The sequence below is a fragment of the Paenibacillus sp. PK3_47 genome, assembly GCF_023520895.1.
Taxonomy (GTDB): domain Bacteria; phylum Bacillota; class Bacilli; order Paenibacillales; family Paenibacillaceae; genus Paenibacillus_AQ.
The window spans coordinates 5,243,745-5,268,847 of record NZ_CP026029.1; the positions used below are offsets into that span (position 1 = coordinate 5,243,745).

At 54.3% G+C, this 25,103-nt stretch carries 23 protein-coding genes; 16 read left to right on the forward strand and 7 right to left on the reverse strand.

The window, feature by feature from the left end:
• Positions 1 to 32: 32 nt before the first annotated feature.
• Positions 33 to 707: a zinc metallopeptidase gene (locus tag C2I18_RS22695; protein WP_249902209.1), complete on the reverse strand. Its 675-nt coding sequence runs from the start codon at positions 705 to 707 to the stop codon at positions 33 to 35.
• Positions 708 to 744: 37 nt separating this feature from the next.
• Positions 745 to 1,176 (reverse strand): MerR family transcriptional regulator, encoded by a 432-nt coding sequence (locus C2I18_RS22700; protein WP_249897994.1) that lies wholly within the window; start codon positions 1,174 to 1,176, stop codon positions 745 to 747.
• 634 nt (positions 1,177 to 1,810) lie between these two features.
• On the opposite strand from C2I18_RS22700, the gene C2I18_RS22705 reads away from it, so the two are divergent.
• Genes C2I18_RS22705 through C2I18_RS22715 form a run of 3 tightly spaced genes read left to right on the forward strand, consistent with a single transcriptional unit; the run spans position 1,811 to position 5,066 of the window.
• Positions 1,811 to 3,205: an ammonium transporter gene (locus C2I18_RS22705; RefSeq protein WP_249897995.1), complete on the forward strand. Its 1,395-nt coding sequence runs from the start codon at positions 1,811 to 1,813 to the stop codon at positions 3,203 to 3,205.
• A gap of 32 nt (positions 3,206 to 3,237) precedes the next feature.
• Positions 3,238 to 4,314, forward strand: a complete 1,077-nt coding sequence (locus C2I18_RS22710) for a DUF294 nucleotidyltransferase-like domain-containing protein (protein ID WP_481857832.1) — start codon at positions 3,238 to 3,240, stop codon at positions 4,312 to 4,314.
• Between the two features lie 2 nt (positions 4,315 to 4,316).
• The gene (locus C2I18_RS22715) at positions 4,317 to 5,066 is read left to right on the forward strand and encodes an exonuclease domain-containing protein (RefSeq protein ID WP_249897996.1); all 750 of its coding nucleotides are present in this window, start codon (positions 4,317 to 4,319) and stop codon (positions 5,064 to 5,066) included.
• Here the strand turns inward: C2I18_RS22715 and C2I18_RS22720 are convergent.
• On the reverse strand, positions 5,053 to 5,520 hold the full coding sequence (locus C2I18_RS22720; protein WP_249897997.1) for a M67 family metallopeptidase: 468 nt from the start codon (positions 5,518 to 5,520) through the stop codon (positions 5,053 to 5,055). The genes C2I18_RS22715 and C2I18_RS22720 overlap by 14 nt on opposite strands.
• 137 nt (positions 5,521 to 5,657) lie before the next feature.
• Between C2I18_RS22720 and C2I18_RS22725 the strand changes: the two genes are divergently transcribed.
• Positions 5,658 to 6,224, forward strand: a complete 567-nt coding sequence (locus C2I18_RS22725; RefSeq protein ID WP_249897998.1) for a TlpA family protein disulfide reductase — start codon at positions 5,658 to 5,660, stop codon at positions 6,222 to 6,224.
• Between the two features lie 77 nt (positions 6,225 to 6,301).
• On the opposite strand, the gene cimA is transcribed toward C2I18_RS22725, so the two are convergent.
• Complete coding sequence (cimA, locus tag C2I18_RS22730; RefSeq protein WP_249897999.1) at positions 6,302 to 7,921, reverse strand: citramalate synthase; 1,620 nt, start codon at positions 7,919 to 7,921, stop codon at positions 6,302 to 6,304.
• Positions 7,922 to 8,169: 248 nt separating this feature from the next.
• On the opposite strand from cimA, the gene C2I18_RS22735 reads away from it, so the two are divergent.
• The 3 genes from C2I18_RS22735 to C2I18_RS22745 all read left to right on the forward strand — a co-directional run bounded on the left by C2I18_RS22735 (position 8,170) and on the right by C2I18_RS22745 (position 11,365).
• The gene (locus C2I18_RS22735; RefSeq protein WP_481857955.1) at positions 8,170 to 9,405 is read left to right on the forward strand and encodes a DNA polymerase IV; all 1,236 of its coding nucleotides are present in this window, start codon (positions 8,170 to 8,172) and stop codon (positions 9,403 to 9,405) included.
• 158 nt (positions 9,406 to 9,563) lie between these two features.
• Positions 9,564 to 9,806 carry a ferredoxin gene (locus tag C2I18_RS22740; RefSeq protein ID WP_249898000.1) on the forward strand — a complete coding sequence of 81 codons (243 nt, stop codon included), beginning with the start codon at positions 9,564 to 9,566 and terminating at the stop codon, positions 9,804 to 9,806.
• Between the two features lie 116 nt (positions 9,807 to 9,922).
• The gene (locus C2I18_RS22745; protein ID WP_249898001.1) at positions 9,923 to 11,365 is read left to right on the forward strand and encodes a L,D-transpeptidase; all 1,443 of its coding nucleotides are present in this window, start codon (positions 9,923 to 9,925) and stop codon (positions 11,363 to 11,365) included.
• Here C2I18_RS22745 and C2I18_RS22750 read toward each other — a convergent pair.
• On the reverse strand, positions 11,362 to 11,499 hold the full coding sequence (locus tag C2I18_RS22750) for a hypothetical protein (protein WP_249898002.1): 138 nt from the start codon (positions 11,497 to 11,499) through the stop codon (positions 11,362 to 11,364). The two genes, C2I18_RS22745 and C2I18_RS22750, sit on opposite strands and share 4 nt — an antisense overlap.
• Before the next feature lie 213 nt (positions 11,500 to 11,712).
• On the opposite strand from C2I18_RS22750, the gene C2I18_RS22755 reads away from it, so the two are divergent.
• The 6 genes from C2I18_RS22755 (at position 11,713) to C2I18_RS22780 (ending at position 17,350) form a co-directional block, all read left to right on the forward strand.
• Positions 11,713 to 12,807, forward strand: a complete 1,095-nt coding sequence (locus tag C2I18_RS22755; protein WP_249898003.1) for a quinone-dependent dihydroorotate dehydrogenase — start codon at positions 11,713 to 11,715, stop codon at positions 12,805 to 12,807.
• Positions 12,808 to 12,835: 28 nt separating this feature from the next.
• Complete coding sequence (gene yjbM / locus C2I18_RS22760) at positions 12,836 to 13,648, forward strand: GTP diphosphokinase (RefSeq protein WP_249902212.1); 813 nt, start codon at positions 12,836 to 12,838, stop codon at positions 13,646 to 13,648.
• The gene (locus tag C2I18_RS22765) at positions 13,638 to 14,093 is read left to right on the forward strand and encodes a DUF309 domain-containing protein (protein ID WP_249898004.1); all 456 of its coding nucleotides are present in this window, start codon (positions 13,638 to 13,640) and stop codon (positions 14,091 to 14,093) included. The genes yjbM and C2I18_RS22765 overlap by 11 nt, the downstream gene beginning before the upstream one ends.
• 99 nt (positions 14,094 to 14,192) lie before the next feature.
• Positions 14,193 to 15,716 carry an RsmB/NOP family class I SAM-dependent RNA methyltransferase gene (locus tag C2I18_RS22770; protein ID WP_249898005.1) on the forward strand — a complete coding sequence of 508 codons (1,524 nt, stop codon included), beginning with the start codon at positions 14,193 to 14,195 and terminating at the stop codon, positions 15,714 to 15,716.
• 3 nt (positions 15,717 to 15,719) lie between these two features.
• Positions 15,720 to 16,484, forward strand: a complete 765-nt coding sequence (locus tag C2I18_RS22775; RefSeq protein WP_249898006.1) for a pseudouridine synthase — start codon at positions 15,720 to 15,722, stop codon at positions 16,482 to 16,484.
• 65 nt (positions 16,485 to 16,549) lie between these two features.
• A complete protein-coding gene (locus tag C2I18_RS22780) occupies positions 16,550 to 17,350 on the forward strand; it encodes a Cof-type HAD-IIB family hydrolase (RefSeq protein WP_249898007.1) in 801 nt (266 codons plus the stop codon).
• Positions 17,351 to 17,434: 84 nt separating this feature from the next.
• On the opposite strand, the gene C2I18_RS22785 is transcribed toward C2I18_RS22780, so the two are convergent.
• Both C2I18_RS22785 and C2I18_RS22790 read right to left on the reverse strand, forming a co-directional pair.
• The gene (locus C2I18_RS22785; protein ID WP_218918900.1) at positions 17,435 to 17,527 is read right to left on the reverse strand and encodes a YjcZ family sporulation protein; all 93 of its coding nucleotides are present in this window, start codon (positions 17,525 to 17,527) and stop codon (positions 17,435 to 17,437) included.
• A 106-nt stretch (positions 17,528 to 17,633) separates the two neighbouring features.
• Positions 17,634 to 19,028 (reverse strand): RsmB/NOP family class I SAM-dependent RNA methyltransferase, encoded by a 1,395-nt coding sequence (locus tag C2I18_RS22790; RefSeq protein WP_249898008.1) that lies wholly within the window; start codon positions 19,026 to 19,028, stop codon positions 17,634 to 17,636.
• Positions 19,029 to 19,238: 210 nt separating this feature from the next.
• On the opposite strand from C2I18_RS22790, the gene C2I18_RS22795 reads away from it, so the two are divergent.
• Genes C2I18_RS22795 through C2I18_RS22805 form a run of 3 tightly spaced genes read left to right on the forward strand, consistent with a single transcriptional unit; the run spans position 19,239 to position 25,049 of the window.
• Positions 19,239 to 20,375 (forward strand): glycosyltransferase family 4 protein, encoded by a 1,137-nt coding sequence (locus C2I18_RS22795; RefSeq protein WP_249898009.1) that lies wholly within the window; start codon positions 19,239 to 19,241, stop codon positions 20,373 to 20,375.
• A gap of 4 nt (positions 20,376 to 20,379) precedes the next feature.
• The gene (locus tag C2I18_RS22800) at positions 20,380 to 21,843 is read left to right on the forward strand and encodes a metallophosphoesterase family protein (RefSeq protein ID WP_249898010.1); all 1,464 of its coding nucleotides are present in this window, start codon (positions 20,380 to 20,382) and stop codon (positions 21,841 to 21,843) included.
• Entirely contained in the window at positions 21,840 to 25,049 is a 3,210-nt protein-coding gene (locus C2I18_RS22805; RefSeq protein ID WP_249898011.1) for an AAA family ATPase, read from the forward strand. Before C2I18_RS22800 ends, C2I18_RS22805 begins: the two co-directional genes overlap by 4 nt.
• Positions 25,050 to 25,103 lie beyond the last annotated feature (54 nt).

Consider the following 25,103-nt stretch of genomic DNA (forward strand, 5'->3'; position numbering starts at 1 on the left):
TCATATCTGATGCGATTAGCTGGCTGTCTCTGTTATTCGCGGTTGCCGAGGAACATTGTGATCAACCGGAGAAGCTCAAGCAAGGATACTAGTGCAGCTGCTACATAAGTCAGTGCAGCGGCGTTCAGTACCTTGGCTACGCCGCGTTCTTCTTCATTGCGGATATAACCCTGTTCTATCATAACCTGACGTGCACGGTTGCTGGCGTTGAACTCGACAGGCAGTGTTACAAGCTGGAAAGCTACTGCAGCCGAGAAGAAAATGATACCCAGCCCGATAAGGTTGAAGGAACTGAAGAGAAACCCTGCAAGCAGCATGAACGGCGCTATGCCGGAGGCAAAGTTCACAACCGGGAACATCCGGTGGCGCAGTGTAAGCATAGGGTAGCTTACTTTATGCTGAATGGCGTGGCCTACTTCGTGGCAGGCAACGGATACGGCGGCAATGGAGCTTTCATAATATACGGGTTCGGACAACCGGACAACCCGGTGAATCGGATCGTAGTGGTCGGATAGAGTTCCGCGTACAGGCTCGATCGGAACGTCGTACAATCCGTTTGCGTCAAGCATGCGTCTAGCGGCTTCATATCCGGTCAGCCCGTTCATGTTGGCAACCTTGGACCACTTCTTGAAATTTCCTTTAACTCTGAATTGTGCCCATAAAGAGAACACAAAGGCGACAATAACCAATAAATACATTAATGACATCATAGTGCATTCCTCCACTGTTGTGTAAAAAGTATGTTTACATCGGCGGTCCCTGTGTCAGCAGGAGCCGGATCGCCTCCATGCAGGCAACGCCCCGTGGGATCAATGCGGAAAGTGCTCTGCTGGCCTGGCCTGGTTTCAGCCCGCTAATCATGGGTTCAAGGGCTTTGACCTCGCGCTCAAGCCGCTGCATCTGCATTTCCAGCTCCGCCAGTTTGTCCGAAACGTCAGCTTCGGGAGCTGCTTCATTCCACTTCTGCATCATGGACTTGATCTCTTCCAATGTATATTTCTCATGCTTTAATTGATTGATACGTTCCAAAGCGACTAAGGTTTCATGGTTATACAGCCTGTAGTTCTTCATGCTTCTTGTTTCAGGTGTAATAAGCCCGAGCTTCGTATAATAATCGATTGTACGCTCACTGGTGTTGGCGGCCTTGGCCAGTTCACCAATTCTGTAAAGGGTCATATCCCCATTTTATCTCACCTCACTGACGAAATTCCGCCCGCATCCTGCAGGCTTTCTTCTATTATTTATATACCTAATGATAACAAATCGTAAACCATACAGTCAAACGTCACACTTACTTTAAGTATATGCGGGAGGATGGCTTATGATGCCGTATGTACAACAATTTGCCTCTATAAGAATATACCTCATGGGAGAAGAGTTCAAATGTAAACAATTGAAAATACCCCTTGTTTTAAACCTGACATAACGCGTTATGTAAATGAGTTCTCGTTATTAAGTATTCAAGTGTGAATGCAGAGAAGGAATAAAGTACAAATCAAAGGGGAATTGCAGCCGCGGGTAACGTTTGTAAAGCGGATATAAATTAACATGTGATAAGCATATAAATACACGGTATTTAGTATATATGCTATGCGTGTTTGTATGCAGCTAGGCTTACAGTGAAGAAAGTTCAGAAAATATGCATGAAGTATGGCGGAAACCGGCTGAATAAGGGAGAAACAGGAAGGCGGCTAAAATTAATCAGAGCATTAGAAAAAATAGTCTTGTCAATTTACCTGACTTCTGATTATAATGACATTAAGAGTTTCATGCTTTGTTAGAAAATATAACATTGGGGAGTGGGGTAAAGATGAAAAAGAAATTAGTAATGATGTTCCTGGCCATGGTTACACTGATGGTCTATCCGGTCAGCGCCTTTGCTGCTGAGGGTCCTACGACACCGGCTTTGCAAATCGGGCTGGATACGGCGTTTACCTTCCTGGCATTTATTCTGGTATTCTTTATGCAGGCGGGATTTGCACTGCTTGAGGCAGGTTCGGTCCGGATGAAGAATGCCGGTCACGTAGCAGGCAAGACAGTACTTACCCTTGCGATTGCGAGTGTGTGCTTCTGGGCTGTAGGGTTTGGATTAGGCTTCGGTAACGGCAACGGCTTTATTGGAACTACAGGCTTTTTCTACGGAGGGGAATCACAGGCGTCAATGTTTGAATCGCTGGCATTCTCTGATGTAGCCCTTAATATTAAATTCCTGTTCCAAATGGCTTTCGCAGCAGTATCCCTGGCTATCGTATCCGGTGGTATGGCGGAACGCGCGAAACTGAGCGTATACATTATCTTCGGTATTCTGTTCTCTGTAGTAATCTATCCTGTCGTAGCACACTGGGTATGGGGCGGCGGCTGGCTGGCGACTTTGGAAATGCAGGACTATGCAGGCTCCACGGTTGTCCACCTTACCGGTGCAACGGCAGCTGTTGTAGCGACAATTCTGCTGAAACCCCGTCTTGGCAAGTTCAATAAAGAAGGCAAACCGGTTATTATTCCGGGTCACAACCAAGTGTTTACAGTACTCGGTGTAATCATCCTCTGGTTCGGCTGGTTCGGATTCAACCCTGGTAGTGCATTGTCCCCTATGGGCGGATTCTTCGGACACGTAGCTGTAACTACGAACATTGCTGCAGCTGCAGGCGGTCTGGCTGCACTGATTGCTTCCTGGCTGTACTTCGGCAAATCCGATATTCCTGCCATGCTGAACGGTGTTTTGGCAGCCCTGGTTGCAATCACCGGAGCCTGTGCTTTTGTAGAACCTTGGGCAGCAATTGTTATTGGTCTTGTTGCAGGTGCATTCACATTCATGACTTCCCAATGGCTGGAACGTGCAGGGCTTGACGATCCGATCTATGCTTTCTCCGTACACGGTATTGCGGGGATATGGGGTGCATTGTCCACAGGTCTCTTTGCAACACCTGAACTGATTGAACAAGGCGGACTTGTAGGTGAAGCAGGCCTGTTCTATGGCGGCGGCTTCCACCAGCTGGGCGTTCAGGCGCTTGGCGTAATCGGAACCTTTGCTTTTGTAGCTGTACTGTCCTTTATCATCCTTTATGTAATGAAGCTTGTTATCGGCATCCGTGTTACAGAAGAAGAAGAATTGATGGGTCTGGATATCAGCGAACACGGTACTTACGGGTATCCTGAGCAAATGAAACTGGTTACGGATTCGGAATCCAAAAATCTCAAAGGTTAATTTACTAAAATAATGATATGGAGGCGGACCGTGTGGCTTCGATGGAGTCGGCAGAATGGACGCAGGACAACAATTATATATCCATCGCAACGGCCGGTTCGCCGCTGGAGCTGAAGGCAAGGCGTATTGCCTGCCAGAGGGTGCTTCTTGCGCAGCTGAACGTGATTCCAATTGAGGAATGGATGTCCCGTGTCAATGCCATGCATGACCGTATTGCATTGACGGCGGCAGCCATATGTGAGGCGCAGATGAAAGAGGCGGGCTACGGCCCGCCTCCCTGCGCTTATTCCTTTATTGTCTTCGGCAGTGCGGGCAGACAGGAATCCACGCTCTGGAGTGATCAGGATAACGGACTGATTGTGGAAGGCGAGCCGGATGGAGAGAAACGCAGCTACTTCGGGGCGTTCGGCACCATGATGTCCGATGTGCTTGAACAAGCCGGTTATGAGAAATGCGAAGGCAAGGTGATGTGCTCTGAGCCGCTATGGCGCAAGACATTGACGGAATGGAAGGAGCAGCTGCATAGCTGGATGAACCAGCTGGAATGGGAGCCGGTCAGGTATCTGCTTATTGCCTCTGATATGCGCCATGTAGCCGGAAGTGAAGAGTTATCAGCACGGTGGCGGGAGGCTTTTCATACCGGCTTTGCCGGTAATGATAAGCTGTCCACCGCAGTTCTCCGCAATACGGTCCGGCACAAGGCAACGCTCAATCTTCTTGGCCAGGTACTCACTGAACGTTTCGGAGATCACGCCGGAGAATTTGATATCAAATACGGGGTTTATATCCCGCTTGTGAACATCGTCAGGCACACAGCGCTTCTGCACGGCATACAGGACAATTCAACGCTTAACAGACTGCGTGCTCTAGAGGGGCTTGACAAGTATCCGCATCTGGAGGATATCCGCCGCGCTTTTCTGACTGCTCTGCGGATGCGTGTAAACACCCCCTACAGTGACGTTGAGGGACTGTTGTCCAGCAGTGACTATATAGCCGAAAGTGATCTGAAAAATAAGCAGCTTCTATCTGAATTAAGGGAAAGTCTGCTGATTGTCAGACGTCTGCACAAGGCGCTGCAGCGTCAGCTCCGTTCAGCGGAAAGGAGGTAGTCATGAAGGAGCCGAACAAAGGCGGAGGATTCTGGAATAACCTGAGACAAGGCGGCATGCCATCCGCCATTGCATCCATGAGAGGCGGGGAGTCCGCCCAGCAAACTGCGCAGCAAATGGCCTTTATCCGTTCTCTGATGCGAGAAAAGCGGCGTCCTGAAGTACTGCATACTCCGCTGTCCGAACTGGAGACGGTCATATTCGATTTGGAGACGACAGGCTTTTCCCATCAGCATGGAGATGAAATTTTGTCCTTTGGGGCAATTCGTGTGGTCGGCGAAGAAATTAAGGAAGATGAATGCTTTTACACACTGGTTAATTGCCAGACGGCCATTCCGGAGGATATTACATTGCTTACCGGAATATCAGGGGATATGACAGCAGCTGCTCCTTCCCTGATGGAATGCCTTCACAGCTTTATGACCTTTGTGGGACACAGGGTGCTGGTGGCACACGGGAGCTCTCATGACAAAGCTTTTCTGAATGCGGCATTGTGGAAGACCTCCAAGGTCCAGCTGACCCACAGGGTGCTTGATACAATGATGCTGGCCCGGTGGCTGGAGCCGCACCGGAGCAACTATACGCTGGATGAGCTGCTGGCGGTGCATGAAATTCCTATCCAGGGCAGGCATCACGCGCTGGAGGATGCCAGGATGACAGCGCGTCTGTGGGTCTCCTACCTCCGCGATATTTCCCGGAGACGGCAGGTAGAGACGTTAGGCGATCTGTATGCTTACCTTAGCAGGTCATAAAGGGGACCTCAACGAGCTGGCGGGTGATGATTCCTTCGGCATCAGGCTGCCGGACAATATGAAATCCCTTCAGTTCGGGAATGGTGCCGTCAGATCCGGGAGAGCCGATCAGGTATGCCTGGAACTCAGGGCCGAGGCCGGGAAGCCCCTTTAAGTCCGCTTCAGACGGCCACGGTGCCGAGTTCGGATGGGAGTGGAACAGACCGATTATCTGGGGTTCATTGTACAGAATCCGCACCCATTCCCCGGGATCAGGAACAAAAGAATGCAGCGGGTCTGGCGCTACGTTGCTGACCGGCACATAGCTGTCGATAAGCATGCCGCCCGCTGCGGCAGTCCCCAGCAGGACTCCGCAGGCCTCCTGCGGATAACTGGTCAGCAAGTGCTTCCCCAGCATGTGCTGTACGGAGACACTCAGTCTTATGGGCTGAACTTCTCCATGGTGTGCTGTCATGTATTCACCCCTCTCTCTTCATGGGATTTCGTCATTGACGGAATCCTCTTTTTTTATGTGATCCGGTGGTTTGAAACTGCCATGATTAGGGGTACAATAGGAGCAATCACATCCTATTGTAAAGGAATAGACTGCATATGAGAGCCCGTAATAAAAGAAATCTGACAGTTGTAGCTGTGATTCTTTTCCTGGCCGTGCTTGCCATAGAACGTCAAATGAGACCTGAGCCGGAGGCGGTTGCTGTACTGCAGCAGCAGACAGCACAGGCTGCAAGCGGTGCCGGTGCCGGCCTGATGGCTCCATCCTTTACTCTCCAGGGGAATTCCGGTACTGCATATGAAGTTGGAGGGCCCAGGGAGAAGGCGCTGATGCTTAATTTCTGGGCTTCCTGGTGTGATCCCTGCAAGCAGGAAGCGCCGGAGCTCAACAGAATGGCGCTCAAATACAAGGATGTGCTCGATGTATACGGGATCAATGTGACGAGTCAGGATTATAAGCCGAATGCCGAGCGCTTTATCAAGAAGTACATGCTGGCATTTCCCGTGATGTTCGATGTCAAAGGTGAGGTCTTCGATAAGTATAATGGGGCTGTATTCCCCACTAATGTGCTGATTGACAAAAACGGAGTGGTCTCCGAGGTTATTCTCGGCGTACTTACTCCGGAAGAGCTGGAGCAGAAAATTATCACGCTTACCGGTTCATAAAAGATATTGCTTCAGTATAAAGCCCCCTTGTCAAACGGTATAGACCGTCTTGCAAGGGGGCTTTGCCGATTAGAACTTTAATGGTTAACTACTCCGCGGGGCTCATTGCTGGTTTTTTTATCGTTCTCCAGAGAGATCTGCCCCAGCAGGGCGTAACGCATACTGTCCACCAGTGCTTCCCAGCTGGCTTCAATGACGTTGCCTGACACGCCAACCGTACTCCAGGTATCGTGATAATCCTTGGATTCAATCAGGACCCTTACTTTGGCGGCTGTCTGATCCTGCTCGTCAAGCACCCGCACTTTATAGTCGGAGAGATGCATCTCATCAAGCTGCGGGAAATAAGTCTGCAGTGCCTTCCGCAGCGCATTATCCAGTGCATTTACCGGACCGTTGCCTTCTGCTGCAGTGTAAAGATTTTCGCCGCCGACCTTCAGTTTGACGAAGGCTTCAGAGACTACCGGGCGGCCGGCTGTTTTTTCCACGAGCATCTTGAAGGATTCGAAGGTAAACAATTCGTTCATTTCGCCTGTTGCTTCTCTGAGCAGCAGCTCCAGGGAGGCATCGGCGCCTTCGAACTGGTAGCCCTGATGCTCCAGGTTTTTGATCTTGTCAATAACCTTACGGGCCTGTTCGCTGCTTGGGTCAAGACTGAGTCCCATATCCTGGGCTTTGGACAGGACATTGCTCTGTCCTGCCAGCTCAGAGACAAGCACCCGCTGCTTATTGCCGACAAGCTCAGGCTCAATGTGCTCATAAGTGCGTGAATCGCGCAGAATAGCCGAGACATGAATTCCCCCCTTATGGGCGAATGCGGCTGTGCCGACATAAGGCTGATTCACAGGCATATTGACATTTGCCACCTCACTGACAAAACGGGCGGTGTTGGTCAACTGGGGAAGACTATCCCCCGGAATACAATGGTAGCCCATCTTCAGCTGCAGGGTAGGGATAATGGAGCACAGGTTGGCATTGCCGCAGCGTTCCCCATACCCGTTAATCGTGCCCTGAATCTGGCGGACACCTGCGCCAACTGCGCTAAGGCTGTTGGCGACTGCAAGCTCGCAGTCATTATGCGTGTGAATCCCCAGGGAAGCGCCGGGCAGATGGGTGAATACATTACCCACAATCTGCTGAACTTCATGCGGCAGTGTTCCGCCGTTCGTATCACACATTACGAGCCAGTCCGCACCGGCTTCACGGGCTTTGGAGAGCACGGCCAGGGCATACTCCGGATTGTTCTTGTAGCCGTCAAAGAAATGCTCGGAGTCGAAAATCACTTCAAGCCCCTTGCGTTTGAGAAATGCGATAGAGTCGCCGATCATGGCCAGATTTTCTTCCAGAGTAGTCTGCAGGGCCGTGTGCACATGAAAGTCCCACGACTTTCCGACAAGCGTTGCTGCAGGAACGCCGGCATCGATCATTCTCTGCAGGTTGTCGTCATGTTCTGCTGCCGAGTTTTTACGCCGCGTACTGCCGAAAGCCGTGATTTTGGCATTCAGATGCAGCTCCTTGACTCTTTTGAAAAATTCAATATCCTTGTTGTTGCTTCCCGGGATACCACCTTCAATGTAGTGAACACCCAGATCATCGAGTTTTCTGGCAATCTTCAGCTTGTCATCTGCCGACAGACTGATTCCTTCGCCTTGGGTGCCGTCGCGCAGTGTCGTATCGAAGATGGAGATGGACTTGGACATGAGGGTCCTCCTAAAAAGTGATTTGTATAGAAAGCATCCGCCTAAGGGAAATTAATTTTTATATTATAGCATTTTTACGCGGGAATGTAACAAAGAACTTTACAGGGGATTTTATGCGTATTGACCTTGTGCAGAGGGAGGGGTATGCTGAATTTAACAATGGAAACCCAGAAGATAAGAAGGTAGATGTTGTGCACAATGTGGATCAGTATTACCCGGCGAGCGGAAGGGTTATTCTGCATGTGGATATGAATGCTTTTTACTGCTCGGTGCATGAAGCGGAGGATCCTGAACAATATAAAGGGAAGGCGACGGCCGTGGCCGGAAGTGTGGAGCTCAGGCGCGGCATTATCGTAACCTGTTCCTATGCTGCCCGGAGGATGGGGATTTCCACAGGGATGCAGGTGCAGAAAGCGCTGCGGATCTGTCCCTCTCTGGTTGTCATTCAGCCGAATTTTCATTTGTACCGCAAGTATTCGAATGCGTTCATGCAGATTGCCTACAGTTATACGCCGCTGCTCGAAGCTGTCTCAATAGATGAATGTTACCTGGATATCACCGGATCACGGCAATTCGGAACCCCTCTGGATATTGCCGGAGACATTCAGCGGCGGATCAGGGAGGAGCTTGGACTGCCTTGTTCCATAGGGATTGCCCCCAATAAGCTGCTGGCCAAGATGGCTTCCGATCTGAAGAAGCCTAACGGTATCTCCGTGCTGCGTCTCCGTGATGTACCTGATGTGCTGTGGGATAAGCCGTGCAATGAAATGTTCGGTATTGGCGGCAAAACAGCTGAAAAGCTGCGGAAGCTGGGTATATACAGCATAGGTCAGCTGGCGGCTGCAGATGAAAAAATGCTTATTGACCATTTTGGAGTTATGGGAGCCTGGCTGAAACGGGCGGGAAACGGGATTGATTACGGGACCGTAAATCCTGAACGGGAGCAAAGCAAGTCGATCGGGCATACGACGACCCTGCCCAAGGATGTTGTAGGTCTAGCCGAAGCCAGGCCTATTCTGCTGAATCTCAGCGACCAGGTTGCGCGGCGTCTGCGGAAGCAGGGGCTGGTAGCCTCAGGTGTGCAGCTTACGATCCGGACGCCGGATATGAAGACGATTACCCGCTCCCGGCAGCTCGATGTACCGACAGAGAATGCCGAGGATATTTACAAGGCGGCATGTGAGCAGTTTTCCCGGCACTGGGCCGGCGATAAGCCTGTAAGACTGCTGGGAGTGACCCTGCATGGACTTGCCCCGAAGGAAGAATCGGCGATTCAGCTCGACCTGTTCGATTATGAACAGCAGCCGAAGAAGGAATCGCTGACCAAAGCTATGGACATGCTGCGCAACAAATTCGGTGAGAACGCGGTCGTTACAGCCGGAATGCTCAGTGACAGCCACTCGGCCCGCCTGCGCAACCATAAAGAGCGGGGCACCTCTCTGCAAAAGGATAATCTTCAAATTAACCGGCATGATGAGGACTAAAAAGAGACGGCCGCAGAAGGATTTGGCAGCACGGAATTATAGGGCGAAAATGTAAACGTATTGAAAATTCATTGAAATTGTATTCTATTTATATTAATATGAGAAAAATAACAGGCTGCTGCAGCAGGCTGTATTGTTTAACGGGAGGCAGAGATAAAATGGCTAAGTACACCTGGGTCGAAAAAGATACTTGCATCGCTTGTGGTGCTTGTGGAGCGACGGCCCCTGATATTTTTGATTATGATGACGAAGGTTTGGCGGAAGTTATTTACGAAAACGACGGCAACCGCGGTGTAACTGTGATTCCGGATGATCTGTTCGACGATCTGCAGGATTCCTGCGACGGATGTCCGACCGACTCCATCAAAATTGCTGACGAACCTTTTAACAAAGAAGGTTAATCCTTTTATTCACATAAAGACATCCCTTCGCCGGTGCATTTTCGGCTGGGGATGTCTTTTTTTGCGGCTCCGGCCGATATTAATAATGAAGGAATCATAAACCAGCGGAGGCCCCGATGAAAAATTCGCAGCATCTTAAGGCGTATGTTCAAATGCATCCTGATAACAAAATGGCTTGGTACCTGCTGGGCAAGGAATATGTTAAGAACGGCCAGCAGGGCAAAGCCAACTACTGCTTCAACCAGGCCGGGGAAGTGTATGAAGCTTTTGAACGCAGTAAAGTACCGGCGGACATGCTGAAGGAATATGAGGAAGGTCTGCTGCTGAACGCCCGGGAGCGGCATAAATCCAAGCTGAGAAAACGCCGCATAGCGGTTGCGCTGATGCTGCTCATGCTGGCATTCCTGCCGGCAGCGGTAGCACCGGGTTCAGGTTCTTTTCCGGCAGGGACAGCCAGCAGCGCAGGATCCGGGCCGGTAATTGATGCGCAGGTGGAACTTGCCGAAGAGATACTGCCGGAGCCGGTGATTACCGCCCAGCAGGGCCAGGTTAGGTTTACAGCACAAGGAGCTGGTGAACCAGACTCCAGCCAAGGGCTTGCCAGCCTGCTGCAAAAGTCCCCGGCCCCTTCGGCAACGGCTATCCTGGGCATGCAGCGTTCCGGGAAATGGCTGGTGTGGAACAAGAAGCTTCCACTGACAGCGACTCTCATCAAAAACGGCGGCGGCCAGACCGTATACCAGTCGTATGACCCTCGTGTGTGCCAGTGTCAGCCTCCGGAAGCTGAAGGATTGGCCGGGCGGGCTGCGCAGTGGCAGGAAGACCAGGAGGAGCTGGCAGTATTATGGAGTGCGATGCGTACTTATAAGGAACGCAAAGGCAGCCTGCCGCAGTCGCTGGAGGCATTGGCAGCCCCGTTTCCGGGAAATTGGTTAGGCGGAACAACGCCGCTGATGAAGGAGAAGTTCGCCCGGCTGCGTACAGCAGCCGCTTTGGCGGTGACTTCTTCCCCGCAGGCCGCAGCTGAGCCTTACCCGGAAGATAGTGCGGCAGGCGGAGGTGTTAAAGAAGGATCGGCACAAGCAGGCGGCGCAGCGGAAGAACGGCCTTTTTTCTCCGGACCGCTGACCATAATTGTTGATAAACAAAAACACCGCCTGGCAGTAACCAGCGGCTCGATCATTCTGCGTAACTATAAAGTCGGCTTGGGCGGAGACAAGACGCCTGAAGGGATCTTCAGCATTTCAGACAAGGTGGTAAATCCGAACGGGCGTGACAACGGGGAGTTTGGCAGCCGGGGAATGCAATTATCAGACAGCAATTACGCCATTCACGGGACGGATGAACCGGAGAGCATCGGCAGGGATGAATCGCTTGGCTGCATCCGGATGAGCCGCAAGGATGTGGAGGAGCTGTTCGCAATGGTGCCGATGGGTACGAAAGTACAGATTACCAAAGGGGTTTTGCCTGAGGAGCTGCTGGTTCCGGCGGAACGTTATCCTTCCGGCGCACCTCAAAATCAGACCAACCCCCATAAAGTGTACCACTGGCTGAATTAATTGCCTGCTACAAGGAAAAGTACAACAATAAGCAGAATCAGCAGCACCAGGCTGGCACTGATCCACAGGATGGCTTTGCGGTTAACCTCTTCTTTTTTCTGCTGAAGTGTCGGCGGCTTGCGTTTGGTGGACATAATCGGCATCCTTCTTTCTTTCTCTTGATCGGTGATTACCCTTACATTGTAATGCGTTTACAGCAAAATTACTACACTTTGCGGTCCGCCGCTCTGTCTTTGAAGGGCAAAAAACTTTTCTTTTCACCCGGAAACGGATAAAATTAAGTAGAAACCTACAGAAACGGGGAGTCGCAGGACATACACGAGTAATCCCTTGAAGGAGCGAGAACGGTGCTGTATCGACATTTTGGTAAACCGATTTTTTTTAAAATGGATCCGGAGAAGGCCCATCATCTCGTCATAGGCGGACTGAACAAGGCTGCATGGGTCCCGGGAGGCAGTGCGGGCATGCGTCTGATGTACGGCGTTCCCGAAACAGCCGATATGGCGGTGGACCTGTTCGGACTGCATTTTCCGACACCGGTCGGCCTGGCGGCAGGACTGGATAAGAATGCAGAAGCGGTAGGCGGCTTCTCTTCAATAGGCTTTGGTTTTATGGAGGTTGGAACGGTAACCCCCAAGAGCCAGCCGGGCAATGACAGCCCGCGGTTATTCCGTCTGCTTCCTGACGAAGCGCTGATCAACCGGATGGGCTTCAATAATGAAGGAGCCGATGCGATGGCGGAGCGCCTGAAGGGCCTGAAGAAGCGGAGGATTCCGGTGGCGGTCAATATCGGGCGCAATAAAGTGACTCCGAACGAATCCGCGCATGAGGATTACCGCCAGTGTATCCGTACGCTATATCCGTACGGTGATTTTTTTGTGGTCAATATCAGCTCGCCGAACACTCCGGATTTGCGCAGCCTCCAGCATGGCAGTGAGCTGGCCCATCTGCTGGCTGAGGTGAAGGAGGAGATGGAGCTGCAGCGGAAGAAGAGCGGCACCGCCAAAAGCCTGCTGGTAAAGATTGCACCAGACGTCAGCGACTCCGAGCTGGAATATATGGTACATACACTCTCGGAAGCCGGTGTGGACGGCGTGATCGCCACGAATACTACGCTCAGCCGTGAAGGTCTGAAAAGCGAAAAAGCCGGCGAAACCGGAGGACTCAGCGGCAAGCCGCTGCGTGACCGTTCGACGGAGATTATCCGCAGTATTTACCGCCAGACCGGCGGCAGGCTGCCGATTATCGGATCCGGCGGTATTTTCACCAGCCAGGATGCATATGACAAAATTCGGGCAGGCGCAAGCCTGGTTGAAATCTATACAGCACTCATCTATGAAGGACCGGAGGTTAATCGCAGACTGCATGCCGGATTGCGGCAGCTGCTGCGGCGTGACGGCTTCCGGCATATTTCTGAAGCGGTGGGCGCTGATCATCACTGAAGGATGAATGGACAGGAGGACGAAGGCGATGGACGGCAGGGATTGGGGAACTTTTTTGCTTCCATATGAACAGACTGTGGAGGAACTCAAGGTTAAATTCAAAACGATGCGCGCGGAGCTCAAGAAAAGAGAGGAATACACGCCGATCGAGTTCGTAACCGGACGCGTGAAGCGGCTGTCCAGTATTCTGGAGAAGGCCAAGCGCTTAAACGTAAAGATGGAAGATCTCGAGACAGGCATTGAGGACATCGCCGGCATTCGCATCATGTGCCAGTTCGTGGAGGATATCCGCCGTGTCGCGGAATATATCCGGGCCCGCAAGGATCTGGAAGTCCTTTATGAGAAAGACTATATTACCAATTATAAGGAAAGCGGCTACCGCAGCTTCCATATGATCATTAAATACCCGGTTCAGACTGCTCTGGGCCAAAAAATTGTGCTGGCCGAAATTCAAATCCGCACGCTGGCGATGAATTTCTGGGCCACAATCGAGCATTCCCTGAACTATAAATACCGTGAAAGCCTGCCGGATGAAATGCGGATCCGGCTCAAAACCGCAGCGGAAGCCGCATCCATACTGGACAGCGAAATGTCCAGCATCCGCGAGGAAATTCTTGAGGCACAGAAGACGTTTGAGGAAAACTCCAACATGACGACCCAGCTGCTCAAGGCGATTCATCAGCTGTATTTCTACCATCTGGTGAACGAGGCGATTGAAAGCCAGGAGCGCTTTAATGCCATCTGGCAGACCCAGGATATGGATGCGATGAAGGAATTGCTGGACCATGTGCGTGAACTGCTCTCCAATGCGAAGAAGGATAGCCTGCCGGATGGTCTATGAACCGCTGTATTTGGCTTACCTCGTCTACTTCAACAGGGACAGGGATTACTTCGAATGCCATGAGGTGCTTGAAGAGCTGTGGCTGGAGAAGGAGCGGGACCCGCTATATAAAGCACTTCTACAAGTGGCGGTAGGCCTGTACCATTTCCGTAACGGCAATATCCGCGGAGGCAGGATTATGCTTCACCGTTCCCATGAGGTGCTGCAGAAATACCCTGCCGTAACGCTGGGGATTGAACTCGCAAGGCTGGTGGAGGAAACCGGGGAATACGCGCGGAAGCTGGATAACTATAATGAACAGCCGTTCCCGTATTATGATCTCACAATAGAGATTGCTGATCCCGGACTGCAGGAAGCAGTGGACGCTGCCGCCGCCAGGATTACGCCCAATGTACCGCAGAGGCGGGGACCGCAAAGGCCGGCTTCGGCTTCCCGCCGCAATTAACAGCAAAAATAATAGCAATATACTTCAGGAGCACCCGCAGGGGTGTTCCTTGAATTATTAATCCCCAAATTGAAGCAACAATAGCAGGAGGACGGCAACATGGCGGCACAACTGCCCGGCTCTTTCACCGAGCGGATGAAGGCACTGCTGGGACCGGAATATGAGCAATTTGCAGCTACTTATCAAGAGACACCCTACGGAGGTATCCGTGCGAATACACTGAAAATTTCAGCAGAGGAACTGCTGGAGAAGTCCCCGTTTAATTTGGCACCGATTCCCTGGTGTCCTACCGGATTCTATACGGAACACGGGGCGAGACCCGGCAAGCATCCTTTCTACCATGCCGGCCTGTACTATATTCAGGAACCGAGCGCAATGGCTCCAGTGGAACTGCTTGGGGTCCAGCCCGGTGACCGCGTATTGGATCTGTGTGCGGCCCCCGGCGGCAAATCCACACAGATTGCCGCCAAGCTGCAGGGGGAAGGACTGCTTGTCAGCAATGATCTTCATCCGGACCGGACCAAGGCGCTGGCCAAAAATCTGGAGCTGTACGGAGTGCGCAACGGTATTGTGCTCAATGAAAATCCCGGGCGCATTGCCGAGGCTTTTCCCGGCTTCTTTGACCGGATTCTGATTGATGCCCCTTGCTCCGGAGAAGGAATGTTCCGTAAGGATGAGGATATGGTCAGACAATGGGAGCCTGGGACACCGGACAAATATGCAGCTATGCAGCGGGAGATTCTGGTATCTGCAGCAGCAGCGCTGAAGCCGGGAGGAACACTGGTCTATTCAACATGCACCTTTGCTGCCGAGGAGAATGAGGGGACAATCGGCTGGTTTCTTGCTGCTCATCCGCAGTTTACCCTGGTTCCGGTAGGCGGAACAGGCTCCTTCGCTCCCGGCCTCGGTGAACTGCCGGAAACAGCCCGGCTGTGGCCGCATAAGGTCAAGGGGGAAGGACATTTCATGGCCGTACTGCGCCATGAGGGGACGCTGCCTTCTGCAGAAGAGGCAGGACCACAGCAGGATACACCTCTGCACATCTCCGGCCGGAACAAAGCCGGCAAAGCTGCGCCCTCCGCCAAGGCGGCACTGCGGGAAGGGGCGCGCGGAGGCAAGGGCGGGCGGACTGCCGGCAAATCAAACGGAGCGTCCGGCCGCCAGCAGCAAGGCACAGGAGAAGAAGCCCTGCTGGCTGCTTACAGGGAGTTTGCCGATGAACAGCTTGGCTGGCAGCCGCCGGGTTATCCGGTATGGTTCGGTGAACATTTATACATCTCGCCGCTGCCGAAGGTAGCGCTGGATGGTCTGAAGACAATCCGCCCGGGCTGGTATGTAGGGCATGCCCGCAGCGGCAGATTTATACCGGGGCATCCGCTTGCCACAGCGCTGCATCCGCAGGAGAGCAGCCGCAGCCTTACGCTGTCAAGCAGCAGCGGGGAAGCTGTCTCCTATCTCAAAGGCGAAACCTTGTCCATTCCTGCTGAACGTCTGGCTGTAAGGCCGGGCAGTGCCTTGAAGGGCTATGTGCTGGTCTGCATTGACGGCTACAGCGCAGGCTGGGGCAAATGGCAGGACGGTATGCTGAAAAATGAATATCCCGCAGGCTGGAGGTGGACATAGAAAATGAGAGCATCAGATAAAGGCGGTAAAACGCAGCGTATTGATAAAGTGCTGTCCCACATGGGGATCGGCTCCCGCAGCGACATCCGCAAGCAGGCGAAGCAGGGATTAATTACTGTGAACGGTACAGTGGTTAAAGACAGCGGGGTTCATGTGGATCCCTACAGAGACAATATAGAAGTGAACGGCGAAACTGTCCGCTACCGTGAGTTCGTTTATCTTATGATGAACAAGCCCCCGGGAGTGCTGTCTGCTACAGAAGATAAGCGGGACAGAACCGTTCTTGATCTGCTGAAGCCGGAGTATGCGCAGTTCGAGCCGTTCCCGGTGGGAAGGCTGGACAAAGACACGGTTGGACTGCTGCTGCTTACCAACGACGGCAAGCTTGCCCATGAACTGCTGTCACCCCGCAAGCATGTGCCTAAGACTTATGAAGCCACTGTAGAGGGCGATGTGGATGCTGCGGATATAGCGGCTTTTGCAGCAGGTGTTGAACTGGAGGACGGGTATGTTACGCTTCCGGCACAGCTGACCATTCTCGGCAGAGAGCGCGGCAGCACTACAATTTCACACATATCGCTGACCATTACCGAAGGCAAATTTCATCAGGTGAAGCGGATGTTTATCGCAGTGGGCAAAAAGGTTACATTTTTGAAGCGGGTATCGATGGGGGAACTGAAGCTGGATGATACGCTGCCCCTGGGAGCCGTACGTGAGTTGACTGCGCAGGAGCTGGAGCTGCTGACGGGAGCAGATAGCGGCGGGTAGGCAGCGGTAAATTATATGTATACCGGGTTAATTCAAAGGTACGAGACAGAGAAGGATGGTGGAGTATGAAATACAAGCTGATTGCACTCGACGTAGACGGAACGCTGCTGCATGATGATCACAGCCTAAGCGATGAGAACAAACAGGCGGTGGCAGAGGTAACACGGATGGGCGGACAGATCGTATTATGCACAGGCCGCAGTCCGCAGAATTCGATTCCTTTTATGCTGGAGATGGGTTTGTCGGGATATGTGCTCGGCCACAACGGGGCGGCGACAGTCCGTGTAGAGGACCGCAAAATAATGCATCAGTACGGAATGGACGCGCGCGGGCTGGATCCTTATATTGACTACTGCCGTGAACGGAACATTCATTTTGACGTCAGTACGGCTTTTGATATGTATGTAGATAATGTGGAGAATCTGACCCAGGAAGCTAATTACATGTATGAGCATTTCAAAATTATTCCGGCAGCGCTGCCTGCATGGGAGGATTTCCGCGAACCAGTTGTCAAATTTACCGTCTTCACCCAGCGTGAGAAGCTGGATGAAGCCCAGCGGGAATGGGGAACCTGGACCCAGCAGTACAATATGCTGCGCAGCGGCGAATTTTTCATCGATTTCATGCACCCCGAGTCCTCCAAAGGCAATGCGCTGAAGAATCTGGCTGCAGAGCTCGGAATTGCACAGGAGGAAGTGCTGTCTATCGGCAATTATTATAATGATATTTCTATGCTGACATACGCTGGTATGGGTGTGGCCATGGACAACTCGCCGCTTGAGGTCAAGGCGGCAGCTAATGCGGTTACAGGTACGAATAACGAAAACGGTGTGCGTGACGCACTGGTTAAGTACTGCCTGTCCTGACAGACCTTCAGGATGAAACGGAAAAGGAGCGCAGAAGGAGCCTTGAAGGCTGTCTTCTGCGCTCCTTTTTGCTGCAGCCGGAATTTAGACAAACAGCGAACGGGAAATGATGACGAGCAATATGAAAAGCACCAGAATCGCACCTGTCGATGTAAAGCCAGGAACTACTGCACCCATGTCTGATTCCTCCCTTAGCTAAATCTTGCCCCGGTACCGCTTGGCGCGGCGTTCACGGGATAATGTCAGCATATGCTCAGGGAGGTTCTGTGAACTGGCCTGCAGCCTATTGCTCTTCAATATTGGCTTTGAGGATCCGCAGCCCTTTGGGCAGATGGTTCTTGAGCTGTCCTGAGCTGGCTTTGCCCCAGCCGACAGGCAGGCCATCCACGGTTACGAGGGTCCAGCCATGCAGTTCCGGAGGGACAGGCAGGCTTTCGCCTCTCAGCCATGCATAAATGGACGGACTGTCTGCTTCCATATCGTAGCTGCGGGCAGCTTGTCCGGGCTGAAGCGCCATGGCCAGAGCGTGGGCCGGTTCAATCCGGTTTTTCTTCAGATGGGCGGCATGAAGCCCGGCGCGGGGGACCTTTAATCCTTCCAGCAGTCCGGTGTGCAGCGTCTGACTGAACAGCTCCGGAAGCAGGTACAGCGATTCTCCGAACAGCACCGGCACGCCATGGGCGCTGAAGCCTGGCAGTTCAGCTGATGCCCAGGCTTGAAACTGCTGGTAGGCCTCGCGCACGGAGGAACCTGTCTTCGGTGCATGTTTACCGCGGTTGCTGCTGCGTTTGCTGCGGATCTGCGCGGCCTCTGCCGCAGCCTTCTTGCGCAGCAAAGCGACAAAATGGCCCTCGCCCTTCTCCAGATGCGGCCACAGCCGTTTCTCGGTAATTAACTCCATGTCCGGGTAGGTCTCAATCAGCCGGGCCATATTCTCTTCATTTTCACTGGCGTTAAAGGTACAGGTGGAATAGACCATACTGCCGCCGGGCTTCAGCATCAGGTAAGCATCCTGCAGGATGTCCCACTGCCTGGCCGCACACATCTCAACATGTCCCGGTGACCACTCTGTTATGGCTGACGGATCTTTGCGGAACATGCCCTCACCCGAGCAGGGAGCATCCAGCATGATCTTGTCGAAGACCTCCGGAAACCGGCGGGATAACTCTCCGGGCGTGCTGCTGGTGACCAGCGCATGGGAAATTCCAAGCCGTTCGACATTCTCGGCCAGAATCTTTGCCCGCTCAGGGTGGATCTCGTTAGATACGAGCAGACCTTTACCCTGCATTAGTGCCGCAAGATGTGTGGTCTTCCCGCCGGGTGCGGCAGCGAGGTCAAGCACGGTCTCGCCGGGAAGCGGGGCAAGCAGCTCGGCTGCGGACATTGCGGATGGCTCCTGAATATAATATAGTCCGGCGGTATGGTAAGGATGCCTTCCCGGCCTTGCCGGTTCCTCATAATAATACCCTGACGGGCACCACGGTACAGGTGTAAGTCCGAACAGGGAAACAGTGTGTTCTGCTGCCTTGCTGCCGGAGCCGTGCAGGCTTTTGAGCGTGTTAAAGCGCAGACCCTGGGTCCGCCGTGCGTTGTAGCTCTCCAGAAAAGCATCCGCTTCCTTACCCAGCAGTTCTCTCATGGCCGTGGTATAGGCGGCGGGCAGCTGTTCTTCTGTCATAATCATTCTCCTCATGTCAAAATCTAAGAAAACTTAAAGCTTCATGCATGGCCTTAAAGGTGAAGTTGTCATCTTAGTTGCTGTTTCAGGTGGATACCGATAAAATCATGGTATAGGACCTATGCGTACCTGTGATTGTACATATATATAACTATATCATAATTGCCGGGTCTCACCGTAATTCGGGCAATAGTAAAGGGGATGTACCTAATGAACTTGCTGCAAGCGCTATTCTTTCCTCCGGAGCAGCCCGGTGGTGTCTCTTCCATGATCCCGTATCTCCAGGAGCGCTTCCGTTCCAGCCGCTGGGATATGGACCTGTTCTGGCTGCCCAAGCGGATCCGCGGTAAGGGCCGGGAAGAAATTGTCTTCGCAACCTTTGACTGGACACAGTACGGCGAAAGCCCTGTTGTGCAAAAATATATACAGACCTACAGGGATTATATATGGTGGACAAAGCTGCGGATGAGTAAAAAATACGATCTGATCCATGCGCATCATCCGATTGCGGGCCTTGCCATGAAAAGAATTTATCCGGATGTCCCGCTGATCCAGACGCTGCATTCCAGCTATGAACGCGAGCTGATTCTGAACGGGGTTATTGCCGAAGGGGGCCTGGAGCATCAGTTCCTCGTCTCGATCTACCGTGAGCTGGAGCATGTGAGCGACCGGCTGATGACCGTTTCCCGTGCATTCGCGAATTACTTGATCCCCTATATCAGCGAACCGGCCAATATCGGAATTATTCCGAACGGTTTTGATGAAAAAAGATTCAAGCCTGTGCCGCATGACAATGATATTCCGCAGCTGGTGACGGTCACCCGTCTGGTGCCGGCCAAGGGAATCGATACACTGTTCAAGGCTTGTGCGGAGCTGAAAAAACGGAATCATGAATATGTTCTTCATATTATAGGGGACGGGCCAAGCCGTGCGGAGCTGGAGTCGCTGGCCAAAGAGCTTGGAATATATAATGAAACTATTTTTTACGGATACACACTGCATCCCGAGGAATTTATGCCTTTCTTTGATATCTTTGTGCTGCCTTCGCGGGCGGAAGCCTTCGGATCAGTATTTGCCGAGGCGGCGCTCAGCTGTCTGGCCCTGGTCGGTACAAATGTCGGAGGGATTCCCGAACAGATCGAAGACGGGGTCAACGGACTGCTCGTGAACCCGGATGATGAACTGGCTTTGGCAGAGGCGCTGGAAAAAGTAATCACCGACCCCGGCTACCGCTATGAGCTGTCACGGACGGCATGGGACAAAGCGAAAAGCTCGTATTCCCTGACCCGGGTAGCCAATGAACTGAAAAAAACCTATCTTCAGTATCAGCCCGGGACGAAAGGATGAGGTTATGATTCCATTCCGGTTTCTGCATGCCGCGGATCTGCATCTGGACAGCCGGTTTGCCGGTCTGGCCCGGCTTCCGCAGGCTATACGTTCCTACTTACGGGAATCCACCTTTGCCGCCCTCGGGCGGCTTGTTGGCGTGGCTGTCCAGGAGGAAGTGGATTTTGTCGTCATCAGCGGTGATGTATACGATATCACTGACGCTTCGCTGCAGGGGCAGCTCCGATTCCAGGAGGCGCTGCAGGAGCTTGGCCGTCACGGCATTGAAGTGTTCCTGATTCACGGAAACCACGATCCGCTCGACGGCCCCCGTCTTCAGACTCCCCCGCCTGGGCATGTTACCGTATTTGGCGGGAGAGAGCCGGGCCAGGCGGTAGCCCGCCGGAGGAGTGACGGTAAGGAGGTTGCGGTGGTCAGCGGGATTTCTTATCCTACAGCAAAGGTAACAGAGAATACGGCGCTGAGATTCAGCCGCAAACCTGGAAGCAGCCTGTACCATATTGCCCTGCTGCACGGCAATGTCGACGGCGATCTGCAGCATGAAACCTATTCCCCCTGCAGCCGCAGGGATTTGATCGGGCGGGGTTTTGACTACTGGGCATTGGGCCATATCCATAAACGCAGTATTCTGCATGAACGTCCCGCCATCGTCTATCCGGGCAATATTCAGGGACGAAGCATCAAGGAGACCGGTCCAAAGGGCTGTTATGTGGTCGATGTCAGCACGGAGGGGGCCGCAGAGCTCAAATTCCGAGAACTGGACTTTGTCCGGTGGCATGCCGTCGAGATTTCCATTGCAGGCCTGACCCGGGAGGCAGAGTGGATATCTGCTGTGGAGCAGGCTGTTGAAGCAATCCGGGACAGCCATCCGGGACTGATGTCTGTAGTCCGCTTCCGGCTGACAGGACGGGGGAATGTGCATAGAGTGCTTGCGGAGAAAGGCGCGCTGGACGACCTTCTAACAGAGCTGCAGCGCCGGGAGACCCTCCGCGCGCAGCGGAAGGATTATGCCGGTCTGGTCTGGACTGAAGGCTTTTCGCTGGAATCGGGCCTTGCCGTCGACCGGGTAAAGCTGCTTCAGGAAGACAGCTTCCTCGGTGAAATGCTGCGGCTGTCCGGGAGCATAGGCCAGTCAACGGAAGCAATGGACGAGCTGACCGGCAGTGCGCTGAGGCCGCTGCTTGAAAACCAGGAATTGCGCAGGCTGCTGTCGGCAGTTACTGATGAGGAGAAGCGGAGCTGGCTGGACCGTGCGGCAGAGCTGGGAATTACACTGCTCAGCGGAGCAGAAGACAGCATGGAGGGAACTGTGGAAACCGGCAGAAGAGACGGAACTGAAGTGCTGATTACTGAAGCATACAAGGAAGAAGCCGGGGGAGATGTACCTGGAGATAACGGCAGGGCCGGCAGATCATCCGGAATGGACATAACAGGGCCTGTCCGGGAGGAGCGGGGGGAAGCAGAATGATTATTCAGCAGCTGCAGATTGGCGGCTTCGGCCGTCTGCATAACCGTGAGCTGGAGCTTAAAGAAGGCGTTACCGTCCTCTATGGCCGGAATGAAGCCGGCAAAAGTACAACCATGCAGTTTATCCGGGCCATGCTATATGGAATACCCGGCCGGGTGCATCCGGCAGAACGGTATGAGCCGGTGCAGGGCGGAATCCATGGCGGCATGCTGACGGCCCTGGATGAGGAAGGAGCAAGCTGGAGAATCCGCCGTTATGCCGCAGGCACAGAGGCACAGGGGCGCAGCGAGAAGCTGAACATTACCGTGAGCTATCCCGGAGGCACAGTGGAGGAGCTGGGACAGGCAGACCTGGAGCGCCGTCTGCTCGGGGGAATCTCCCGCAGCATGTTCCGGCAGCTGTTCGCCGTATCGCTGGATGAGCTTCAGGAGCTTGGCGCCCTGCAGTCCCAGGAAATGAGCAGCTATCTGTTCCATGCCGGTATGGGCGGAGGCGGAGAAATTATGCGGGCTGAGCGGAAGCTGATACAGGAAACAGAGAAGCTGTACAAGCCGCGCGGCAAGGTGCAGGAGGCGGCCAGGATCCTCCAGGCCATTGAGAAGCTTGAAGGGCAAATGGCGGAGAGCCGCTCTTATCTGCCCCGGTATAATGAGAATTCCGCAGCGCTTGAATCCGCTGAAGACAATCTGGCTGAGCTGGAGGAGAGACGCAAGTCGGGCGGTGAAATGCTGGCCAAGCTGCGTAAAGCCCAGGAGATCCGCGAATTGTGGCTGAAACGGCGGGAAGCGGAGCTGGAGCTGGCCGGGCTCCCGGTTATAGAGGCATTTCCCGAGAACGGGGCGGAACGCTGGCAGCTGCTCGAGGGGGAGATCCGCGTCGGCGAAGCGGGCATCTTCCGTCTGCAGCGCCAGGAAGGGGAAATCACCGCCGGGCTTGTGGAGTCTGCCCCGGATGGCGTGCTGGCAGCTCAGGGGCCGCTGCTGGAACGGCTGGACCGCCGCCGTTCCAGCTATGAGGACCGGCGCGCGGAGCGGCAGCGCCTGGTCAGTGAGCTCGGCGCGCTGCGGGAGCATCTGGACCGCATTCTGCGCGGCATCGGCGCAGGCTGGAGCAAGGCGGAGCTTGCGGCCTTCTCCGGTGCGGCGGCGGACCGTGAAGCCGCAAGACGCTACGCGGCCGCATTCGCCGGGTACGACCGGCGGATGGAGGCCCGGGAAGCGGAGCGGCAGAGCCTCCGCTCCCGGACCGCTGCCGCCGCCGCTGCGCTGCAGGCGGCGGAGCGCGCGCTTGCGGGTGAGCACGCAAGCGGCGCCGCAGGCTTCGCGGGCCTCGCTCCGCGCAGGCCGCGGGAAGTGCTGCAGCTGTGGGACGAGCTGCAGCAGGCCGCCGAGCGCTGGCGCGAAGCGCAGCTCGGCGGCGCAGGGCCGCACCGCAGCCGGCGCAGCGGCGGTGCGGGAGAACGCCGGTCCGCGCGCGACCGGCGGCTGCCTTTGGCGGGCGCAGCGCTGGCGCTGGCGCTGCCCGCCCTGCTGTGGCTGACCGGTGCGCCGCCGGTCAGCGCCTGGACCGCGCTGGGCCTGCTGGCCGCCGCGGACCTGGCCCTGTGGGCCGGCCTGCTGGCGGAGCGCAGGCCGGGTTCGTCCCCGCCGGGGCACGGCGGGGACGCGGGCGCAGCCGCAGCCGAGATGCTGCGGCTGCAGGGGCTGCTGCTCTCCGGGGCGGAGCCGGAGCGCGCCTTCAGCCGGCAGGCGAAGATGGATGCCGGCTCGCTGGAAGCCGGCATGAAGGAGCTGCGCCGGCTGATGGAGGCCTGGACCGCCTGGCGGCAGCGCGTCGATAAGCTGGAGGGAGAGCGGGAGGCCTGCCGGACGGAAGCGGAGACTTTAACCGGTCAGGAGCAGGCGCTGGCAGCTGAAATGGAGCAGGCCGAGGCTGAATTCATGGAGCTGGATGAAAGTTATGGAACCTGGCTGCGCGAACGCAGGCTGCCTGAGGGGATTTCGCCGGAAGGGCTGCCGGATATCTTCGCCATGGCGGAGCAGGGGAATGAGCTGCTCCGCCAGATGAACAAGTTGTCTTCACGGCTTAAAGATGTAGAAGAAGAATGTATAGGCTATGAGAATGAAGTGCTGGAGCTGATGAAAAAAGCAGGACACTTTGCATCTGGTAACCCGGCAGAGGATGCGGGCTACACTGCAAATTCCGGTGCAGATCCTTCAGTGGCACTGCTTAGCTGGCTGGAAATACGCAAACGGGACTGGGAGCTTCTGAAGGGAGAGCAGCTGCGCCGGGAAAACATGGCTGAACGGCTCCTTGGGGTGCAGGAAGAACTTGCGGAGAAACGCCGGGAGCTTGAAGAACTTAAGCAGCGGAGGGAAAAACTGCTGCAGGAAGGCGGCGCGGAGGACGGCGAGGATTTTTTGCGCCGGGCTTCAGCTGTGCAGCTGCGCACGGAACTGGCCAGATCTGTCCGCCAGTGGGAGCTGGCGATGTTCGGCGGCTGGGAAGGTGAGCGGGCAGAGGGATTACAGCAGCTCCTTGAGCACCATGATGCTGCTGCGCTTGCGGAGAAGCGCGCCGCTGCGGAAGACGCGGTATTACAGATTGAAGAAGAACGAAATGCGCTGCTTCAGCACCGGGGCAAGCTGCTGCAGGAACGCGAATATCTGAAGGAGCGCTGCCAGGAGGATCATGCGCTGCAGCAGCTGGAGGAGCAGCGGTCTGCACTCCGGAATCTGGCCGGGCAGTATGCCGTAACGGCGATCGCTGCCGAGCTGATGGGCCGGACACGGCGGATCTATGAGCAGGAGAAGCAGCCGCAGGTACTGCAGCTGGCCTCTGCTTACTTCGCCAAGCTGACGGAAGGGGAATACCGGCGGATCATTATGACGATGGGCCATAAAGAACTGAAAGCGGAGCATAAGGATGCCGGGCTGCTGGACAGCGGACTGCTCAGCCGGGGAACAGCGGAACAGCTGTATCTGGCGATCCGTCTGGCCCTGGCCGGGACGATGACCCGGCAGGCCCGTCTGCCGCTCCTGTTCGACGACCTGTTCGTTAACTTTGATGAACGGCGCCTGCATGCAGCGCTGTCTCTGATCGGTGAGCTGTCGGCTGCGCGCCAGATTGTAATGATGACCTGTCACCGGCATATTGCTGAAGCGTCGGCACGGCTGATTCCGGGAGCGGCTGTCATCCCCGTGTAAAATGGAATATAGCTCTGCTAAGCGGAAATTCTCCAGCTAATTTTTATTAAAAGA

Coding starts and splice junctions, on each gene's coding strand:
- C2I18_RS22765 (WP_249898004.1), top strand. CDS start 13,638: ATGGTCTATGAACCGCTGTATTTGGCTTACCTCGTCTACTTCAACAGG.
- C2I18_RS22785 (WP_218918900.1), bottom strand. CDS start 17,527: ATGGGTGCAGTAGTTCCTGGCTTTACATCGACAGGTGCGATTCTGGTG.
- C2I18_RS22805 (WP_249898011.1), top strand. CDS start 21,840: ATGATTATTCAGCAGCTGCAGATTGGCGGCTTCGGCCGTCTGCATAAC.
- C2I18_RS22715 (WP_249897996.1), top strand. CDS start 4,317: ATGAAGGAGCCGAACAAAGGCGGAGGATTCTGGAATAACCTGAGACAA.
- C2I18_RS22790 (WP_249898008.1), bottom strand. CDS start 19,028: ATGACAGAAGAACAGCTGCCCGCCGCCTATACCACGGCCATGAGAGAA.
- C2I18_RS22770 (WP_249898005.1), top strand. CDS start 14,193: ATGGCGGCACAACTGCCCGGCTCTTTCACCGAGCGGATGAAGGCACTG.
- C2I18_RS22745 (WP_249898001.1), top strand. CDS start 9,923: ATGAAAAATTCGCAGCATCTTAAGGCGTATGTTCAAATGCATCCTGAT.
- C2I18_RS22775 (WP_249898006.1), top strand. CDS start 15,720: ATGAGAGCATCAGATAAAGGCGGTAAAACGCAGCGTATTGATAAAGTG.
- C2I18_RS22720 (WP_249897997.1), bottom strand. CDS start 5,520: ATGACAGCACACCATGGAGAAGTTCAGCCCATAAGACTGAGTGTCTCC.
- C2I18_RS22800 (WP_249898010.1), top strand. CDS start 20,380: ATGATTCCATTCCGGTTTCTGCATGCCGCGGATCTGCATCTGGACAGC.
- C2I18_RS22735 (WP_481857955.1), top strand. CDS start 8,170: ATGAATGCTTTTTACTGCTCGGTGCATGAAGCGGAGGATCCTGAACAA.
- C2I18_RS22740 (WP_249898000.1), top strand. CDS start 9,564: ATGGCTAAGTACACCTGGGTCGAAAAAGATACTTGCATCGCTTGTGGT.
- C2I18_RS22780 (WP_249898007.1), top strand. CDS start 16,550: ATGAAATACAAGCTGATTGCACTCGACGTAGACGGAACGCTGCTGCAT.
- C2I18_RS22700 (WP_249897994.1), bottom strand. CDS start 1,176: ATGACCCTTTACAGAATTGGTGAACTGGCCAAGGCCGCCAACACCAGT.
- C2I18_RS22750 (WP_249898002.1), bottom strand. CDS start 11,499: ATGTCCACCAAACGCAAGCCGCCGACACTTCAGCAGAAAAAAGAAGAG.
- C2I18_RS22795 (WP_249898009.1), top strand. CDS start 19,239: ATGAACTTGCTGCAAGCGCTATTCTTTCCTCCGGAGCAGCCCGGTGGT.
- C2I18_RS22725 (WP_249897998.1), top strand. CDS start 5,658: ATGAGAGCCCGTAATAAAAGAAATCTGACAGTTGTAGCTGTGATTCTT.
- C2I18_RS22695 (WP_249902209.1), bottom strand. CDS start 707: ATGTCATTAATGTATTTATTGGTTATTGTCGCCTTTGTGTTCTCTTTA.
- cimA (WP_249897999.1), bottom strand. CDS start 7,921: ATGTCCAAGTCCATCTCCATCTTCGATACGACACTGCGCGACGGCACC.
- yjbM (WP_249902212.1), top strand. CDS start 12,836: ATGGACGGCAGGGATTGGGGAACTTTTTTGCTTCCATATGAACAGACT.
- C2I18_RS22705 (WP_249897995.1), top strand. CDS start 1,811: ATGAAAAAGAAATTAGTAATGATGTTCCTGGCCATGGTTACACTGATG.